The following is a 19,178-nucleotide window of genomic DNA, read 5'->3' on the forward strand; positions in this document are numbered from 1 at the left end:
AAACTAAGATTGAATTTTAAATGATTCAATAAAACCTGATAAGATGATTAAACAATTCATTGAAATTAATTTAGACTATTTTATAAATATTATATTTGCCGCATGAGAAACATTTTAGTTTTAATATTACTATCTATAACTGCAGTGTCTTGCCTTCCTGAAGAACCCAATTTTGAGAGTTTTAGAAAAGTTGAAGTGGAAAGATTATTATCTAATTATGATAGCAAAAGATGGGTGTTAAACTCCAGAAGTACAAATAATGAACAGTTGAATCTAACTAATTGTGAAACGCCCCGACAATTAATTTTTAGATATACATCCTCTGGAAATGATAAAGATTCTCTACTTTATATTAATCCTTCAAATGAATGTACCTCAACTAATGATACTTTAAAAGGTTATTGGTATGTTCCTGCTACTTTAAAGGCTGAAACTCCTACTGATACAGTAGTTTTTGTTTGGAATGAGATTGATACTGGATATTTTAAATTAAATTCTATTAATCCAGAAGAATTTGAAATAAGCTCTTTCTTTAAAGAAGATAGTTTATACGAAAACTTTATACATTTTCCTCTTACTCAAGATGAAGAAGAAAATTCAGATCAATAGTTTTATATATATTCCTTACCAATTAATTACTTGCATATAAATTGGGAAACCAAGCGTAATATTAAATGGAAAGGTAATGGCTAATGCCATGGGTAAATACAAACTTGGATTTGCTTCCGGTGCAGCTATCTTCATAGCTGCTGGAACTGCAATATAAGATGCACTAGCAGCAAGAATTGACAATAAGAATCGATCGCCCACTTCTGTAGTAATAAATCCACTTATCCAGGCAATTAGGCAACCGTTGATGATAGGGATTATAATCGAAAAGGCTAAAACAAAAGGTCCGTGTTTAAATAGTTTACCTATTTTTCTACCACTGCTAATTCCCATATCTAATAAAAAGATAGCTAAGAAACCTTTAAAAATATCAGTTGTAAAAGGTTCAATCCCTTTTGCTTGTGCATCAGATGCTATCCAACCCGCTACCAAACTTCCAAGAATCAGTAATACACTTCCATTTGTAAATGCATGTTGAAAAATTTCTTTAGGTGTTAATCTATTTTGCTGATCTTCTTTAAAAAAGTTTAATAATAATACACCTACCATAATGGCTGGTGCTTCTAACATAGCCATTATGGCCACCATATGGCCACCAAAAGATATATCTTGCAACTCCAAAAAGCTTATTGCGGTAATGAAAGTTACCGCACTAATGGATCCATAGGAGGCAGCAATTGCAGCAGCATTTGATGTGCCAAGTCTAGGTTTTATTATAAAGAATGTATAAAGGGGAATTAATATGGATGTTCCAATTGCAAGAACTATTGACCATAAAATAGACATTTCGAATTGTGCATGAGCCAATTCATGGCCGCCTTTGAAACCAATAGAAAATAGTAAATATAATGAGATAAATTGAGAAGATGTTCCGGGGATTTCTAAATCGCTTTTTAATAGAACAGCTAAAATTCCTAACAGGAAAAATAATAATGCAGGATTGGTTAAATTTTCTAAAAGTAAGTCTACGTTCATCTCAAATCATTCATTTATATAAATATATAATTCCAATTTATGAAAGCTGTTTTTTAATTAAAACAATTTTCAAATATAGTGGAGTGAATCGGAACTATATCAAGCTTTATCATTAAATTGCATTAATGTTTATGTTTCATTTCATAATTGTTTTTTATGAATTATACACTCCATCAATTACAGATTTTTCATAAAATAGTGGAATTAGGTAGTATTACGAAAGCTTCTGAGGCATTGCATTTAACTCAGCCTGCTGTTTCAATACAACTTAAAAATCTTCAATCACAATTTGATAAACCACTTTTAGAAATTATTGGACGTAAAGTATATATAACTGATTTTGGAAATGAAATTGCAAATAATATAGAATCTATAGTTGCTGAATTGGATCAGATAGAGAAGAAAAGATTTTCTAGTGCTGATAAATTAAGTGGTAAATTAAAATTATCGATTGTTTCCACAGCTGAATACATCATGCCTCACTTTTTAACTGATTTTATTAAAAAGTATCCGGAAATTCAATTAAGTATGGAAGTTACTAATAAGCAATCGGTAATTGAGTCATTAGAAAATAATAAAGTTGATTTTTCAATGGTATCAGTACTGCCAGATATGGCTATTAATCATATGGAATTAATGAAAAATGAGCTCTATTTAGTGGGGCCTGCAAATTCTGAACTAAACAAAAAGAAATATGATGTAGATATTTTTAGAGAACTTCCTTTGATATACAGAGAGGAAGGATCAGGTACTCGATATACCATGGAATCATTTATTAAAAAGAATAAGATTCCAGCTCGAATGAATTTAAAATTAGCTACTAATGAAGCAGTAAAACAAGCAGTAATTGCTGGCTTAGGATATTCGATTCTTCCACTTATTGGAATTAAGAATGAATTGAAAAATAGAGATTTAAAAATTATTCCGGTTAAGAATTTCCCAATTCATTCCACCTGGCATTTAATATGGCTTAAGGAAAAGAGATTTTCACCAGTAGCTCAGGCTTATTTGGATTTCATTAAAAAGGAAATTCCACATATTATAGAAGCTAAATTCCAAAGTTAATTCTTAGTTAAGTTTAGTTAGTTTTTTAGCAATTTCTACTAAATCTAAATTCTGTATAATTTCCAAAATATTATCTGCTTGCTCAATTTCCGCAGGTAACCATTTTTCTGCAGTATGACCTATAAATTCTAAATTAATAGGATTGAATTCATTTTGAGGTTTAGAATTATAGGTTTGAGCAAAATATTCAAAAGCATCCGTTGTTACTAAAATATCATCAAAATTTACTTGAAGGGCTTTAATGATAGCTAATCTTTTACCATACTCATCAGCTTCTTCCTCTAATTCTATTCTTTGAAGATTGATATTTCCTATATTTAATTGTTGGTAAACTATGAATTCATCATCCTCATATTCCCAAATGACAGTTTTTTGATTTTTAATGAGGGGTTTAAGATCTTTTGGGTTTAAAGGAGCAGCCAGGAATATTTTACCTAAACCACTTCTAGCATCCATATTAGCCACAGTCAACCAACTTTCATCGGCCAACTCATCTTTATGACCAATAACGGCAATGCTTCCATTTGATAACATAAATTGGGCATTATTACCTCTTTTGGCAGAAGCTATTCTATCTGGAAATGCCATTGCTAATAAATAACCTGTAGCATAAGAATCCGCTTTATCATTATTAGCTTCTCTCTCAAAAAGTGCTCTGTAGGATTGAGCTATCTTTTCAATCTTTTTAAAATTTCTACCTAGTCTATTTTCCTTTCTTAATAGCCTTATTGTATCTATTCTTTCAGTTAAATCGGTGCCTGTTTTTTTATACAATGGATCTTTTTCTTCTAGAATAGAGGCTATATCTATCGCTAAGTCTAAATTGTCTTCAGCTTTTAAAAGCATATGCCCTAAGCGAGGATGGCATGGAAGCTGATGCATTTTTTTACCTAATTCACTAATATTTTTATCAGCATTTAGTGCTTCCAAATCCATTAATAAATATTCAGCCTGAATCAATTTATCAATAGGGGGTGGGGTTATCCAAAATAATTGTTCACTATTTTTTATATTTCTTGAGGCTAAATCAAGTCTAAGATTTGCTAAATCAGCATGAAGGATCTCTGCAACTCTATGCTTTTTCTTACTATTTTGAGATGCCTCAGACCACATTCTATAACACTTTCCTGGGGCAACTCTACCAGCTCTTCCAGCTCTTTGTGTGGCTTCATCTTTAGAAATTTCCTGAGTCTTCAAACTATTTAAAGCTGTATTAGGGTCAAATACTGAATTCTTTTTTAAACCTGAGTCAATTACTATTTTAATACCCTCAATGGTTAAACTTGTCTCAGCGATGGAAGTAGCTAATACAACTTTTCTTTTACCCTCCGGATGTGGCTGAATAGCAGCCCACTGTTTATTCCATGCTAATTGACCATATAATGGAAATATACTGGCTTTAATTCTTGCTCTTTTAAGTATATCCTGCGTAGCTAATATTTCACCTTGTCCTGGAAGAAAGACTAAAATATCTCCTTCATCTTGCTTGATTGCATACTCAATGTATTTAGCTGTTAACTCAGCTAATAAGCTTGAATCAGAATCTCCTAAATACTCTATATCAACTGGATACTGCCTTCCTTTACTAATAATTACTTCAGCCTTTAAAGCTTCAGAAAGCATTTCATAGTCCAAGGTTGCTGACATTATGATAAGCTTTAAGTCTTTTCTAAATTGTTGTTGGGTAAATCTAGCTAATGCTAAGGCTACGTCAGCATGGATACTTCTTTCATGAAACTCATCAAATATTAGAATGGCGGTTTCTTTCAAATGAGGATCAGAATCCATCATTTTATTTAGGATTCCTTCCGTCACAACTTCAATCTGAGTATTTTGAGAAATGCGGGTTTCAAATCTTATCCTATATCCAACGGTATTACCTACCTCTTCGCCTAATATTTGAGCCATCCGATGAGCTATGGATTTTGCAGCTAATCTGCGTGGCTCAAGCATAATAATTTTTTGACCTTTTGTAGTTATGTGATTAAGAAGCGCGAGAGGAATAATGGTACTCTTTCCAGCTCCTGCTTCAGCATTTACTATAAGGTTTTGAGAATTTTCTACTTTATTTAGTAACTCAGGAATGATTTCCTTTATGGGTAGGTCTATAGAATTCAAATTGAACTTATGCATTGTGCAAAGTTAAATGGCTAGAACGGATTATACCTTAATTATCTAAAAAATAGTGGGGCGAGAATTGGTATGATAAAAAAGCCTGCTCTTATTAAAAGAGCAGGCTTTGATTAATTAAAAGGTTTGTCCATCGTTTCCTCCTGATTTTTGATCATCATTGGAAATTCTACTTCTTTTTTGTCTTGCTTTATAATCCAGCTGACCGAAACGATAGCTGAAATTTATTCCAAACGATCTAAAAGGAATCGCAAAAACATTTCTTTGATAAAAATCACTATTTGGGTCGCCTAATTCACTTTTAAAAGGTTTTCTTGCTTTAAAAGGCTCAACAATAGATAAACCTATACTTCCTCTTTCATCCCAGATTTTCTTTTTAATACCCATTCCAAATATCGAAAAGGCAGGGTTATATCCTTGAAGGGTTTGTCTTCTTGGCCTGGCAAAGCCAAATGCATCTATTATCCAATCTTTTGGTAGGTCGATATTTGAGCTTAAGTTACCACTGAATAACCATGCATTATTACTCACTTCTTCGCCTTGTATGATACCATCCGCCATAAAGTAATTGGCATTTAAGCCTCCCCTTATGGTCCAGATTTTGAATAATTTAGTTGAAATAAAGAGATTTGATCCCACATTCTGTTGTGTCCCTACGTTTTCGAAAGTAGTTACTGTAGCATCTCTTGCTGGATCTTCAAAAATAACAGATTGAATTACTTCACTAATGTCATTATAGAAAGCTGAAATATTGATTGAAGTTCCTTTTATAAATGAACTAAATCCTAACTCATAATTGTCTGATAATTCTGGATTTAGGGTAGGATTACCAAAGCTTATATTTCTAATATTTCCTATTTCTTCGTAAGGGTTTACATTTCTTAAACTTGGTCTTTGAATCCTTCTATTGTAGGAGAGTTTTAAAGAACTGAATTTTCCGAACTTTTGACTTACAATTACACTTGGCAGCCAGTTTTCGTAAGATATTTCTTCAAAATTTCTTTCTGTAGCTTCTTCGAAACTACCTTGTAAACCCGTGTATTCATATCTTACTCCGGCTATTAAACCTAATTTCTTGGTGATATTACTTTGGGTAGAAACATAGCCTGCTAATACATCCTGATTATAATAGAATATATCTGTTCTGTTATCAACTACTTGATATTCAGAAGAGCCTTCTGGCTTGAATTCATAAGTGAAATCACTGTCAATATCTCTTAGTATTGATTTGAATCCTGTTTCTAATTTAAATTCTTCTCCGAAAGGATGAGTATAATCGATTTGAATCGTGTTTTCTCGATTGTTTCCATCATTGATGTTGTTTGCTACTTCGTAATTCAACGGAGTATTTTGGTCAATTTCAAATATCTGATCTCTTATGTTACCATCAATTTTGTAAGAAGCAGAAAGTTCTCTTCCTTCCTGATTAGGGAATTTCATAACATAATCAAAAGACCACTCGTAACCCCAGTTTTGTGAGTTATTTTTTTGGAATCTATCAAAAGAAGATTCATTACCTCCTAAATTTTGAGAAACGGTGTTTACACCAGAAGAATTACTATTAAAGCCTCTCAATCTTAAGCTAGTTGATAAACTATGATAGGCATTGAAATCATAAAAAGCACCCATATTACCGAAATATCCTAATCGGTTACTTAAGTTTCTACCGTTCTGCTCTCTTATATTGGTTACTCCATTTACGACTGTTTTTTGGTAAAAGTCAGTAGTAGCATATTGTGGCCATGAGTAAAATGAACTTCCATTTGCATTAAAGCCCAATCTACCTTTTCCAGCATTAATTCCTACAACACCTCTATTAATTCGCGTTCCAGCTGTTAAATCTACATTTCCAGCAAATCCTTGTGGGGTTTGTTTTTTAGTGATAATGTTAATAATACCAGCTGTACCTTCACCATCATATTTTGCAGAAGGGGAAGTGATTACTTCAACGCTTTTGATTTGATCTGAAGGAATCATTCTCAGAGCATCTCCTGTATTGGCACCAAACATACTGCTAGGCTTTCCATTGATCAATATTTGAACATTTGAATTTCCTCTTAAAGAAACATTTCCGTCTTGATCTACAGTTAAGAGAGGAGCTCTTCTTAACACATCAGATGCATCTCCACCCATATTGGCAACATCTTGGTCAGCATTATAAACAATTCTATCTATTTTATTTTCAATGGTTTCTCTTTGTCCTGAAACCACTACTTCTTCTAATTGATCTGTATCAGTTTGAAGGTTGATGTCATTAAACTCAAAGTCAGGTTCTTTGGGAGTTAGTTCTACTTCCTGAGAAAATTTTTGATAACCTACGAAGGAAACTTCAACTATATATTTCCCCAGTTTTAAACCAACGATTTTAAATGTACCATCATCGCCTGTCACAACTCCATTTATTGTTTCTCCATTTTGAGGTGATTTTACAACTACTGTAGCGTAAGATACGGCTTCTGATGTTTTGGCATCTTTGATTGTTCCTGTAATTTTACCTGTAATCTGAGAATTACTTCCGCCTCCCCAGTTTCCTCTCTGCTGAGCCCATGACAGGCTGCTAAAAAGTAATAAAAATAATAGTATTCTATATTTCATAATTTTCTTAATTGATACAAAATTAGACAGTTTTTAACCTTTATTGTTTTTTATTATACACTGATGGTAAAACTTCTGTCTTTACTCTCGCTTTAAAATGATGAAAGGAATATCAACACATTTACATTGCTGATGGATTCAATACAATCTTTTTACTATGCGTAATTAAATAACTCATACACACAATTGCAGTCATTAAATCAGCAATTGGAAAAGCAATCCAAATTCCGTTTAATTGGTAAAAATTTGGCAAAAATAATAACAAAGGAATAAGAAAGAAACCTTGCTTCGTTAAAGTGAGTAACAATGCTGGTAAAGCTTTCCCTAGGGCTTGAAAGTAAGCCGCACTAATCAGTTGAAAAGCAATTAAAGGTGTCATTAAAAATGTAATCCTTAAGGCAGGTACAGTTTTTTCAATCAATTCAGTATTATCTGTAAATATGGATACTATTTGAGGAGTAAAAATTAGAATACCAGCATAGATAACAGAAGACAATAATGTTGCTGAAATAATAGCGTTTCGCAATGTTAAGCTGACCCGTTTAAAATATTCAGCCCCATAGTTATAACCAATAATAGGCATAGAACCTTGCGTAATACCAATTGCAGGGACATTTACTAGCATCATCATTCTATTAATTATACCATAAACTGCAATTGCATTTTCTCCGCCATATTTAAATAAAGAATTATTTAACACTAGGAATAACAAACTAACTACTCCTTGTCTGGCAATTGTAACGGCACCAATAGAAAATATTTCGCCTGTTAATTTGAAATCTAGTAGAAAATCCGTTTTGGATAATTTAAACCCTGTACTTCCTTTTAAGAAGTAATAAGCAGCATAGGAAGCACTAAATAGATATGAAAAGGTAGTTGCCCAAGCAGCACCTTTTATTCCCCAATCCAAAACGGCTATAAAGATAGGGTCTAATATAACGTTTACTATTGCAGGTACAATCATGACTACCATCGCAACTTTTGGATATCCAACTGCACGAAATATGCTATTTGACATCATAGCAAATGCAAGAACAGGAATTCCTAGTAGTAAAATGGTAAAGTAATCAATGGTAGGTTGAAGAATATCACCTTTAGCGCCAAAGACCATTAGAATAGGTTCAATAAAAAGCCAACAACTTATGCTAAAAAATATACCTAGTATAAAAGTTAAGGTTAGCTGGTTCCCAAAGGTTTTATTAGCTTTTTCTGGTTTTCCTGCTCCTAACGCTCGAGAGATGATGGAAGACCCACCAATACCAATTCCCATTCCAATTGATGAAATAAGGAAAGTAATAGGAATCACTACAGTAATTGCAGCTATACCTACCGATCCTACATAATTCCCAACGAATATAGTATCCACTATACCGTAAATCGATAAGGTAAGAATTCCTATAGCAGATGGTATTGCTTGTTTTCTTAATAAGTAATTGATTGGCTTAGTACCAAATTCATCAGATGTAGTCATATAAAGCTTCTATGCAAAAGATGTAACTACATTAATTGTTAAAGGTTGTGAATCTTTGTACTAAATTTAATAATACAATTATAGTCCACATTGCAGTTCTGTTCCAATTTACTTGCACAAGTTTTTTTGCTGATTCAGCTACTTCCTGATTAGATTCTATAAGGTTATGTAAAGGCACAGCTTGAAAAAAAGTACTGGCCCAGAGCAAAACTACCAAGACAGATTGAGTAATTAGGATCCAGTTACTATTGCTGTAGGTTAAGTATAGAGTAAGGATTATTTGAACTAACATTAAAGGCATCACAATTATGGTGATCATTTGAGTATATTTTGGATGCCATGCTAATAAATTAGATTTTTCCATCATAGTAAAGGAAGGATAGACAATCAATTGTACTATCCATATTAAGACGAATAAACCAAAATCTGAAAGTTCTTTTATATAAGATGTCATAAATTAAAGATTGAATGCATGAAGACTAAAAACCTCATGTAAATGTTTTAAAGTTAATATTTTGCATATATTATTTTAATTAACCGATTGAATATCGGAAATATTATGTTGTACTTTTGATATATAAATATTAAACAAAAATGATAGGTTAAGGTTTTTTCATCATGATAAATTCATCCTTACATTACGAGGTGCATTTGAATCATTCTGCCCATGAATGGGTAGTTTTTATTCATGGTGCTGGGGGAAATACATCAACTTGGAAGTATCAAGTTGAATCTTTTAAACCACTTTATAATCTTTTAATAATTGACTTAAGAGATCATGGTCGATCTAAAAACATTATGCCTGAAAAGGATAATTACACATTTGATATCATAACAGATGATATCAAAAAGGTATTAGATATTAATGGTATTGAAAAGGCGCATTTTGTAACTCTAAGTTTCGGTAGTGTTATTATGCAGGATATTAGCATAAAGTACCCAAATATGGTGGCTAGCGCAATATTTGCTGGAGGAATTTTTAAAGCAAATTTACTTATAAAATCATTTGTGCAACTCGCTCGTTTTTTCAATTTGTTTCTTCCTTATTTCGTAATGTATAGTGTGTTTTCTTATTTACTAATGCCCTACCGTAAACACCAAAAATCGAGGAAAATCTATCAAAAACAAGCAAATAAGTTAAGCTCAAAAGAATATATGAAGTGGGTAGGACTGTATAATGAGTTCTTTCGCTTACTTAATCGATTTTACAACCAAAAAATCAACTTTCCAGCCTTAGCTATTATGGGCAAACAAGATTATGTGTTTCTTAAATCAGCCCAAAAATTTGCCAAAAAACATAAAAATGTAATAATTACAGAGGTGAAAGGAGCAGGGCATATATGCAATATCGATCAATATGATATTTTCAATGAATTGGCCTTATATTTCATTCATGAGCATAAATATCAGATTGAAGATACTCGCCCTGATTTCCAAGCCCAAAGAAGTAAAGCGGGGTGAATCGCTATTAATCTAGTCCAGCCTATCCATTCAGGTACACATAAACCACCTTCAATACAAGAGCCTATTTGAATAAAATAAATATGTGAAGGTATAAATGCTAATAGCATTAAGATGGTCAGAAAAGATGCTATTTTACGAGTCGGGTTAAGAAGTAATCCTATTGCTAAAGCAATTTCTATCAATCCACTAATTAAATTAACTTCTTTTTTTAGTGTTAAATAATCAGGAATTAAGGGTATATAAAATTCAGGATTTATGAAATGATTTAAACCGGCAATAAAATAGAAAATGAATATAAGGTAAACCGACCCTTTAGATTCAAGTAAGTTTCCAATTTGTTTTAACATGAACATCTTTTAAAATTAAGAAGAACGGAATCCACCAAATGAAGTCATTGGTAAACAAGGTGTAAATAAACTCAAAAGGAACTATACCTTGTAAATAATTGAATATAAAACCTAAAGGACCGAATATTTTACCTAAAAAACCTACCATCACAATAGGCCAATGTCTTAATGCATTGTAAGAGGCCCACCAATATCCTAAGCCATAAACACCAATCACCATTCCCATGCCTTGCCACACCATAGGATGATTTATTTTTTCCATGCCCACTAATTCAAAAAACTGCTGAGGGAATAAAACTACCCATGCACCCCATAAAACATTGTAAACAGCTGCAATTTTTAATGTATAATTGTGAAATTTATTATTCATGCACACAAAACCTATGTAAAGGTGAAATGTTAAGATTTTTATGCATTTTTATAACGCTAATCTATATAAGTTTTTTTAATTCCATTCGTTCAAACTATATTTACAACGAATTAATGCGGATATTTTTACGATAAACAGAGTACTATGAAATTTAAGCTTTTAGTTATTTTTTCAATTATTGTTTTAGGTGTTCATTTTAACACTTCTGCACAGGACGAGGCTACATTGTCTGAGCAATATCAAAATATGATTGAAAGCAGCGAAACCTTTGAAAAATATAAGGTGATTCCAATTACTAAGGTTAATGCTTTTGGTGATATATTAAGTGATTCTATTAATAGCTTAAATCAAAAAGTTACCTCATCGCAAAATGCTAAATCAAAAGCTGAGAGAGAAAGAGATGAAGCTAAGTCTCAGATGAATGATTTAAATAATAAGTTAGAAGAAGCACAAAATGCTGTAGATGAGATGCCGTTTTTTGGTATGTCAATGACTAAAGTGACCTACAATGTAATCATGTGGTCCATTGTAATCATACTTTTAGCTGGTTTAGTAATTGTATATATTATGTTCTTAAATAGTTTTAGACTTACCCGTCAGGCTAAAAAAGATAAAGAGTTGGTGGATCAAGAAATAGAAGACTTAAGAAAAAGATCACATGATAAACAAGTGAAAATTAAAAGAGAGCTACAAACTGCTCTCAATAAACTTGAAGAATACAAAAGATAAATAAATTTAGATTTTCAATTTTGAAAACCACCTTCTAATGACCATCATTGTAAGGTGGTTTTTTATTTTAGAAAGCATTGAGAAAAAAATTACTTATTCTAGTCAAAATAGCGGTATCAATTGTAGTGATAGTGTTTCTGTATGAAAGAATTAGTAATGATTTTCAAGGTTTTATATCAGCATTTAACATATACACACAAAATATTTTTATAATCCTATTGGTTTCAATATTAATGCCCATCAATTGGTTAATGGAAGTATTGAAATGGAAATATTCATTGAAGCCAATTACAAAGATTTCTATTTCAGAAGCATCAGTTGGGGTTTTTTCAGGAATTGCATTAGGTTTCATAACCCCACATGCTATTGGAGATTATTTTGCTAAGGTATTTTCTATTTCTCATGAAAATCGAAAAAGTGCTTTAGGATTAATTCTGATTTCAAGAATGCTTCAAATGCTCCCAACTTTGCTTTTTGGATTAATAGCAGTTTACTTTATATCAGATTTTAGCTTATCTGAATTTGACTTTTCATATTCTTCCTCCTTTGCTTTAAGTAGTATAATTGGATTCGTGATTTTTGGATTCTTTCTGTTACTTTATTTTAATAGAAATCATCCTAGGGTTAAAGACTATTTATGGCCTATAAAAAAATTAGGATTAAAATTGTTTGTACTGCTTTCAGCGCTTAGTATAGTTAGGTATTTAATCTTTAGTCTACAGTTTTTAATTCTTTTATCTGTATTAGAATTACAAATCAATTTGTTTCATCAATTTATGGGGATTGCTTTCATGTTTTTAATAAAATCAATTCTACCTACATTTAATTTTTTGAATGATTTGGGAATAAGAGAAGTAAGTATTGCTTTTTTCTTTGAAAAATTAGAGGTTTCTGTTGCTCCTATTATAGCAGCAGGTTTAATATTATGGCTTATAAATATTGCAGTGCCCGCTGCTATTGGGCTTTTTTATATACCTAAGCTTAAGTTAATCTATAAAAAATGATCACTTTTTTTTCATTGGTTATTTTGATTTATTCTTTTGGCCTGCTTTACGCGACTAATGTTTACAAACGAATGCCAGAAATAACCGAAAGCGGTAAATTAAAATCAGTTTCACTGATCATCCCTTTTCGAAATGAGAAGGAAAATTTAAGTGTCTTGATCAAAAGTATTAAGGCTATTGATTATCCTAAAGAATTACTTGAAATCCTATTTATTGATGATCATTCTGAAGATGATGGTGCTTCTATAATCGAAAGATCTAGAGATTCAATTCCTTTTCAAATGAAACTATTAAAACTCTCTGGTTTGGAGATGGGTAAAAAAGCGGCTTTAAACTTTGCTGTTAATGAAGCTAAACATGAAATCATATTAACTACTGATGCAGATTGTACTTTGCCTTCTGATTTGATTTCGAAAATGCAGGCACCATTTGAATTGGAACATATAAATTTAGTATCAGGAAATGTTAGTTTTATTTCAAATTCGTTAGTTACAAATTTATTCCAAATGGAATTTGCGCCTTTAATAGGAGTGGGGGCAGTATCCATAGAATTAGGAAATCCTAACATGGCAAATGGTGCAAACTTAGCATTTAGGAAAAGCATTTTTAAGGAACTTGATCCTTATTCCACAAATTTAAATGTCCCATCGGGTGATGATATTTTTCTGTTACAGAAGCTGAAAAAAGCTTTTCCAAATAGTTTTTATTTTCAAAAAGAGGCCTTGGTTAAAACGAGTTCTCCTAAGAATTTACGACAGTTTTATAATCAGAAAAAAAGATGGGCTGCTAAATGGAGAGCAAGTGCAGATTTAAAAGATGCTATTCCTGCGTTAATGGTATGGTCTTTTCATTTAATTTATATCTGTAGTTTAATCTATTCAGTTTTGTATGATAGTTATTTGGTTTTAGGGCCAGTTATTTTACTTAAAATTATGGCTGAAAGCCTATTCATATATCAGGTTTTAAAATCTCAGAAGTCGAAATTTAGTATAACATCTTTCGGCATATTACAGTTGATATACAGCCTTTATGTGGTAGTGTTTGGAATGATTGCTAACTTTGGAAGTTATCAATGGAAAGAAAGACAATATAATACAAATGAACGAGCAGGAAATTGATTTAATGGATGAGCTTTATTTTGTTCAATCTTATAAGGATATTAAGAATGAATTAAAATGGGGAGATTCGGTTTTACAGGAAAATTTGCTTTCACTCCATCAAAAAGAATTCATTAAAATATTGGTAAACCATGATGAAGAATATCGAGCTAATACATATAATCCTCATGAAATGGATTGGGAGGGGTTATATTTTTTAGCCACTAAAAAGGGACTTTTGGAACATAATGGATTTTAAAGTTTAGTCTTTACTTTTTTGTAATCTATACCTTATTCCCCAGCTACCTGAAAAATAGGGTGTTCCAGCTTCATCTAATGGAATGTTTGGTGAGAATTCCATCAAAAATCCAAAATTTTTATTTTCAAATGGGTAAATATTTATTCCAACAGCTAAGCCGACAGTTGCACCTCCAACAGTAGACCCAAGTAAGGATATTCCACTATAAAATTCATGGTTTTCTTTGTCAATCAAGTCGTAGTTGAACATGAGCTTTACAAGGAAGTCTTCTATAGCTGTATTGGGATATAGGCGGATTTCTGGTCTAAACCTTTCATTAAATTCATAAGCGTAAGCTGCTTGTCCTCCATTTGGTGATTGGTGGTAACTTACAATAGATTGAGAATAGGAGTAAACTGAAACTGTTAAAAACAGTAGGGTGATAATAAATGACTTCATAATATTGGTTGATAGTTTAAAATACTTCCTTATAACGGTTTGCTACAAGGAAGTATTATGTTTGATGAATTAAAAATCACAGCTTCCAATTGGACTTCCAGGTGGCAAACTTGGAATTGGAGCAAGATTATATTCCTGAGGATGCTCCAAAAATAGCTTTATTTGTTGCTTCAACATGCCAATATTAGCGTTTTCCAAAGCACTTTTTCTGTAGTTTGTTTTTAAATATTGTTGATCAATATTTTTTAGTTCAGACATTAATTGTGCTCTAGCTAAAGAAGATACATTTCCATCTTTAATACTTTTCATAATGTGATTGATATAAACATTTTGGCTAGTTAGTTTAACAGCCTGATGATAATCATTACTAACTTTTTGATTAAATAAAGTATTGTTGAATATTTCAGTCACTTTCTCAATTCCTGGATTATTCCGATCTCTAGAGTGGAATTCAACCATTCTATTTAACCTTTGTGGATGAAATAATAAATCAAAAACTAAAGTAGAAGCTTGCTCTGCTGCTCCTAAGGCATCAAAACTGACACCTGTTTTACCATTTAATAATTCCCTATTATCATAATAGCCTAATGGTCGAGGATATAACTGTTGTAAAAGTTTTTCGGGAATTGCTAAGTTTTCGGCTAATACTGCATTAGCTAGGCTGTTAGCCGCTTCTAGCTGCCATTCAGAAGCTAAAATCTTCATTTCTTTTAATTTATCGTCTCTTATTTTATAGGAATAATCTAAACCTCCGACAAGTTTTACTGCTGCCTCAACTTGATAGCGATGTAAAAAGTAAATTGGAATTAAAGCTTCTTGAATTTGAGCCATGGGTTGATCAAATTGAATAACATTTTCTCCGAATTTCTCCAGCGCTTTATTTCTCACTTTTAACAGATGATTTAGCTGTACAGCAGGATCTTTTCCATTATCCCATAAATGGGCTAGCGGATGAGCACCGCCTTGAGCCCTTGCATCCCTATCAGAAATAAAACTTAAGCCATTCTCATTTGCTTCTTGAATAATCCCATTTAAATATTCTTTTTCATCTGAATCATCTGGAATATTCTCATATCCATATCGAATAGCGTATTTATCCCATTCGCCTATATTAGTATCATATGCATTTTTTAGAGTTATATTTCCTTTTTCGTCTAATTCAATATTAGGGTGTGGATAATCCATTACGGAGGCATCATTTTCTGTACTAGAAGCATAGGAATGAGCTAGTCCTAATGTGTGACCTACTTCATGGGCTGCAAGTTGTCTTAATCTAGCCAATGCCATCTCTAGCATAGCTGGATTATCTTCATTTTCTTTATATGGGGCCAATAAACCTTCTGCAATTAAAAAATCTTGTCTCACTCTTAAAGACCCCAAGCTTACATGGCCTTTAATAATTTCTCCAGTTCTTGGGTCCACAACACTAGCGCCATAGCTCCAGCCTCTTGATGAGCGGTGTACCCATTGAATAACATTATATCGAATATCAAGCGGATCTGCGCCTTCTGGAAGTATTTTTACTTGAAAAGCGTCTTTATAACCAGCGGCTTCAAAAGCTTGATTCCACCATTTAGCACCATCCATCAAGGCTGATCGAACAGGTTCAGGTGTACCCGGGTCTAAATAATAAATGATGGGTTCAACTGCTTCACTTAATTCAGCACTGGGATCTTTCTTTTCTAATCTGTGCTTGTTTATTAATCTTTGGTTGATGTCTTCTGAAATTGGAACTGCATAATCTTTGTATGCGGTCGTAAAATAACCAGCTCTTGGATCAAATTTCCTAGCCTCAAATCCTTTTTCTGGTAATTGCACAAAGGAATGATGTTGCCTTACGGTAATATTATCAGCATCCGGACTAACACTGTAAATTTCTCTTCCTGAAGCTTGTCCTTTATATGAAATCCAAAAATCTAATTCGGTATTTTTCGGAAAATTTCCGGAGCCATCCATATTGAAAGCTGATCGACTTTTATCTAAACTGTAATTGCCTTCTTTAGCACTTTTTAGTCTTTTCACCACACCGTGGGCGTCTCTAATAAAAAAATCAGTAGCATCAACAATATAAGACCAATCATTTGAGGCTTTAATCTCAAATGAATGAATAACAGAATGAGCAAATGCATCTTGTACTGCTTTCTTTTCGGCAGGGTTTTCAGTTTGAGCTCTAAATTTATAATTAGGCTCAAATACCATTATTTTGTTTCCAATCTTTTCAAATTTAAGAATTTTACTGTTCCCAATTTGTCCTCTGTCAAGTCCAATATCATTAGATCCAATACCTGCAGAAAGATAACTGACATATATAAACTCTTGGTTCAGCTTATCTATTTCTAAATAGATTTTACCTTCATCAGAATCCCAATAGTAATTGAAAAAACCACTAAATTTTTCTTTTCCAGAAGTGAGTTTATCAAATTCTGATATTTCAGGACTATCACTTTGATTTGTTTTTAAAGCACTACATGAATAAATAGCAATGGCTAGAATAAAAAGTAAGTATTTTTTCATAGTTAAGATTTTGATCTAATATATATAATAATCAACAGATTCATAAAGAGTTTTAAGTGGGTGGTTAATAATCGTGATAAATTTCATTACAAGCGGATTTATTATCTCTTGTTTATCCTAATTTCTGAGAATTGAACCTCATTATTTTCATTTCCTTTTACATTATTAATATTCTCAATAGTATTGATTAACTTCACGTTTAGAAATGAGTACAGCCTTGAACATAGCGAACCGATATGAACTGAAGGAGTTAGAACTTGATGCCTTACTTGAAATTACTCAGGCAATCAATGAAAATCTTCCAGAAGAATCTTTATACAAAATTTATAATTTCACTTTAAGGGCAAACCTAAAGTTATCGAAATTGATGTTGGTGGTTCAAGATGATAAACAATGGATTCCTAAACTATCATTCGGTACTAAAAAAGATTATAATTCCATAGATTCAAACGCATATCAAATTGTAGAAAAAGGTAAGATTTTGTTTCCATCTGATTTAGTAGATTCTCCATTTGATGAATTTGATGTGGCAATTCCTGTATATCACAAAAATGATTTACTAGCAGTTGTTTTTTTAGGTGGTGTGGCAAATGCAGAGGAAAGAGAATACATTGAAAATCATTTAAACTTCATTCAAGCACTTTCCAATATTATAATGGTGGCCATTGAGAATAAAAAAATGGCTAGGGAAAGACTGAAACAGGAAGTTATTGCCAAGGAAATGGAAATTGCTAAAAAAGTTCAGCAACTACTATTTCCCAAATCTTTACCTGAGAATGATAATTTCAGTATAGACGCTCATTATTCTCCTCATCATACAGTTGGAGGAGATTATTATGATTGGAAATCCATCAATGAACATCAAAAAATGGTTTGCATTGCCGATGTTTCCGGTAAAGGAGTACCTGCCGCTTTGTTAATGTCAAATTTTCAAGCTTCTCTAAGAACGCTTCTACGTAAGACAACAGATTTAGAAGAGATTATCCATGATTTAAATTATCAGGTTTTCGAAAGTGCTAAAGGAGAGAATTTCATTACTTTTTTTATAGCAATTATAGATTTGAAAGAGAAAACTTTGAAATATGTTAATGCTGGACATAATCCACCATTTTTAGTTTCATCAGACCATAGCATTGAAAAACTGGAAAAAGGAACCCTAGTATTAGGTGCGTTAAATGAAATTCCATTTTTAGAGATCGGAACAGCTTCTATTGATTCACCCCAAACCTTATTACTTTATACTGATGGATTAACAGAGGCCTTCAATGAAGCTGAAGAAGAATTTGGGCCTGAGCGGGTAATGGAAATTTTGAGTCAATATATTTCTGCAACCCCTGAAAGAATTATTTCGGCTATATTAGATAAGATTGATGATTTCATTGGAAAAAGACCACTTTCAGATGATATCACATTATTAGCATGTAAATATCATGTCTGATTTTGCTTTTTATAAAACTCCTAAAATCATTCAAAATATCTTTCCATCATTTCAATGGAAAGTAAATACAGATCATAAAATTATTTTTCCTACTTTTGATGATGGGCCTATTCCTAATCTAACAAATGAAATTCTAGCCATTCTAAAGGATTTTAATGCGAAGGCAACTTTCTTTTGTGTGGGAGATAATATCAGAAAGCATCCCCAAATTTTTGAACAATTAATTCAAGCAAATCATCAAGTTGGAAATCACACTTTTAATCATTTAAAAGCATGGAAAAGCGACTTGAATGTATACTTAGAAAATGTAGAGCTATGTCAAAAAGAAATTGAAAAGCATATTAAACCTGAAGTAAAACTATTTCGACCACCATATGGTCAATTCACTTTCAAATCTGTCCAGAAATTAAAACAAAAGTATTACAACTTTATCATGTGGGATGTTTTGTCAAAAGATTATAACCGAAATATTTCGGCAAATACTATTCTTAAAAAAAGTATTCAAAATTCTTCTAACGGTAGTATTATAGTATTTCATGATAATCTTAAATCTAAAGATAAAATATTGCAATTTCTACCTTTGTATCTCAAACATTTTTCCGATATTGGATACAAATTTGAAAAACTATGACCTATCTGTACTTAAGCCTTTTGTCGATTATTCTTATGGTAA

The 19,178-nt window shown here is 32.0% G+C and carries 18 protein-coding genes; 9 read left to right on the forward strand and 9 right to left on the reverse strand.

Translation table 11 applies throughout. The features are described 5' to 3' along the window. Nucleotides 1-102 precede the first annotated feature (102 nt). Nucleotides 103-609 carry a hypothetical protein gene (locus QYS48_RS14685; RefSeq protein ID WP_308356578.1) on the forward strand — a complete coding sequence of 169 codons (507 nt, stop codon included), beginning with the start codon at nt 103-105 and terminating at the stop codon, nt 607-609. 15 nt (nt 610-624) lie between these two features. Here QYS48_RS14685 and QYS48_RS14690 read toward each other — a convergent pair whose 3' ends face one another. Then, nucleotides 625-1,584 (reverse strand): sodium-dependent bicarbonate transport family permease, encoded by a 960-nt coding sequence (locus tag QYS48_RS14690; protein WP_302100883.1) that lies wholly within the window; start codon nt 1,582-1,584, stop codon nt 625-627. Nucleotides 1,585-1,740: 156 nt separating this feature from the next. Here QYS48_RS14690 and QYS48_RS14695 point away from each other — a divergent pair, with 156 nt between their 5' ends. Then, nucleotides 1,741-2,649: a LysR family transcriptional regulator gene (locus QYS48_RS14695; RefSeq protein WP_308356579.1), complete on the forward strand. Its 909-nt coding sequence runs from the start codon at nt 1,741-1,743 to the stop codon at nt 2,647-2,649. Between the two features lie 3 nt (nt 2,650-2,652). Here the strand turns inward: QYS48_RS14695 and hrpB are convergent, their stop codons facing one another. From hrpB to QYS48_RS14715, 4 genes are all read right to left on the reverse strand, one after another. Beyond that, nucleotides 2,653-4,782: an ATP-dependent helicase HrpB gene (hrpB, locus tag QYS48_RS14700; RefSeq protein WP_308356580.1), complete on the reverse strand. Its 2,130-nt coding sequence runs from the start codon at nt 4,780-4,782 to the stop codon at nt 2,653-2,655. A gap of 114 nt (nt 4,783-4,896) precedes the next feature. Then, nucleotides 4,897-7,374 carry a TonB-dependent receptor gene (locus QYS48_RS14705; RefSeq protein ID WP_308356581.1) on the reverse strand — a complete coding sequence of 826 codons (2,478 nt, stop codon included), beginning with the start codon at nt 7,372-7,374 and terminating at the stop codon, nt 4,897-4,899. 121 nt (nt 7,375-7,495) lie between these two features. After that, nucleotides 7,496-8,845, reverse strand: a complete 1,350-nt coding sequence (locus QYS48_RS14710; RefSeq protein WP_308356582.1) for an MATE family efflux transporter — start codon at nt 8,843-8,845, stop codon at nt 7,496-7,498. A gap of 31 nt (nt 8,846-8,876) precedes the next feature. Continuing rightward, complete coding sequence (locus QYS48_RS14715; RefSeq protein WP_308356583.1) at nt 8,877-9,299, reverse strand: hypothetical protein; 423 nt, start codon at nt 9,297-9,299, stop codon at nt 8,877-8,879. Nucleotides 9,300-9,463: 164 nt separating this feature from the next. On the opposite strand from QYS48_RS14715, the gene QYS48_RS14720 reads away from it, so the two are divergent. Further along, nucleotides 9,464-10,306, forward strand: coding sequence for an alpha/beta hydrolase (locus tag QYS48_RS14720; RefSeq protein ID WP_308356584.1), 843 nt, complete (start codon nt 9,464-9,466; stop codon nt 10,304-10,306). Here QYS48_RS14720 and QYS48_RS14725 read toward each other — a convergent pair. Together QYS48_RS14725 and QYS48_RS14730 are read right to left on the reverse strand one after the other, a co-directional pair. Beyond that, nucleotides 10,252-10,656 (reverse strand): hypothetical protein, encoded by a 405-nt coding sequence (locus tag QYS48_RS14725; RefSeq protein ID WP_302100874.1) that lies wholly within the window; start codon nt 10,654-10,656, stop codon nt 10,252-10,254. The genes QYS48_RS14720 and QYS48_RS14725 overlap by 55 nt on opposite strands. Then, nucleotides 10,628-11,026, reverse strand: coding sequence for an alkyl hydroperoxide reductase (locus QYS48_RS14730; RefSeq protein WP_308356586.1), 399 nt, complete (start codon nt 11,024-11,026; stop codon nt 10,628-10,630). The genes QYS48_RS14725 and QYS48_RS14730 overlap by 29 nt, the downstream gene beginning before the upstream one ends. Before the next feature lie 144 nt (nt 11,027-11,170). Here QYS48_RS14730 and QYS48_RS14735 point away from each other — a divergent pair, with 144 nt between their 5' ends. From QYS48_RS14735 to QYS48_RS14750, 4 genes are all read left to right on the forward strand, one after another. Then, on the forward strand, nt 11,171-11,755 hold the full coding sequence (locus QYS48_RS14735) for a hypothetical protein (protein ID WP_308356587.1): 585 nt from the start codon (nt 11,171-11,173) through the stop codon (nt 11,753-11,755). 77 nt (nt 11,756-11,832) lie between these two features. After that, nucleotides 11,833-12,759, forward strand: coding sequence for a lysylphosphatidylglycerol synthase domain-containing protein (locus QYS48_RS14740; protein ID WP_308356588.1), 927 nt, complete (start codon nt 11,833-11,835; stop codon nt 12,757-12,759). Next, nucleotides 12,756-13,877: a glycosyltransferase gene (locus QYS48_RS14745; protein WP_308356589.1), complete on the forward strand. Its 1,122-nt coding sequence runs from the start codon at nt 12,756-12,758 to the stop codon at nt 13,875-13,877. Before QYS48_RS14740 ends, QYS48_RS14745 begins: the two co-directional genes overlap by 4 nt. Continuing rightward, nucleotides 13,858-14,115: a hypothetical protein gene (locus tag QYS48_RS14750; protein WP_308356590.1), complete on the forward strand. Its 258-nt coding sequence runs from the start codon at nt 13,858-13,860 to the stop codon at nt 14,113-14,115. Before QYS48_RS14745 ends, QYS48_RS14750 begins: the two co-directional genes overlap by 20 nt. 3 nt (nt 14,116-14,118) lie before the next feature. Here the strand turns inward: QYS48_RS14750 and QYS48_RS14755 are convergent, their stop codons facing one another. Continuing rightward, complete coding sequence (locus tag QYS48_RS14755; protein ID WP_308356591.1) at nt 14,119-14,553, reverse strand: hypothetical protein; 435 nt, start codon at nt 14,551-14,553, stop codon at nt 14,119-14,121. Nucleotides 14,554-14,622: 69 nt separating this feature from the next. Beyond that, nucleotides 14,623-17,067: a zinc-dependent metalloprotease gene (locus QYS48_RS14760; RefSeq protein ID WP_308356592.1), complete on the reverse strand. Its 2,445-nt coding sequence runs from the start codon at nt 17,065-17,067 to the stop codon at nt 14,623-14,625. Nucleotides 17,068-17,272: 205 nt separating this feature from the next. On the opposite strand from QYS48_RS14760, the gene QYS48_RS14765 reads away from it, so the two are divergent. Together QYS48_RS14765 and QYS48_RS14770 are read left to right on the forward strand one after the other, a co-directional pair. Next, nucleotides 17,273-18,505 carry a PP2C family protein-serine/threonine phosphatase gene (locus tag QYS48_RS14765; RefSeq protein ID WP_308356593.1) on the forward strand — a complete coding sequence of 411 codons (1,233 nt, stop codon included), beginning with the start codon at nt 17,273-17,275 and terminating at the stop codon, nt 18,503-18,505. Next, nucleotides 18,498-19,136, forward strand: a complete 639-nt coding sequence (locus tag QYS48_RS14770) for a polysaccharide deacetylase family protein (RefSeq protein ID WP_308356594.1) — start codon at nt 18,498-18,500, stop codon at nt 19,134-19,136. Before QYS48_RS14765 ends, QYS48_RS14770 begins: the two co-directional genes overlap by 8 nt. The last annotated feature ends 42 nt before the right edge of the window (nt 19,137-19,178 follow it).

Source organism: Marivirga arenosa, assembly GCF_030503895.2.
In the GTDB taxonomy this organism is placed as follows: Bacteria; Bacteroidota; Bacteroidia; order Cytophagales; family Cyclobacteriaceae; genus Marivirga; species Marivirga arenosa.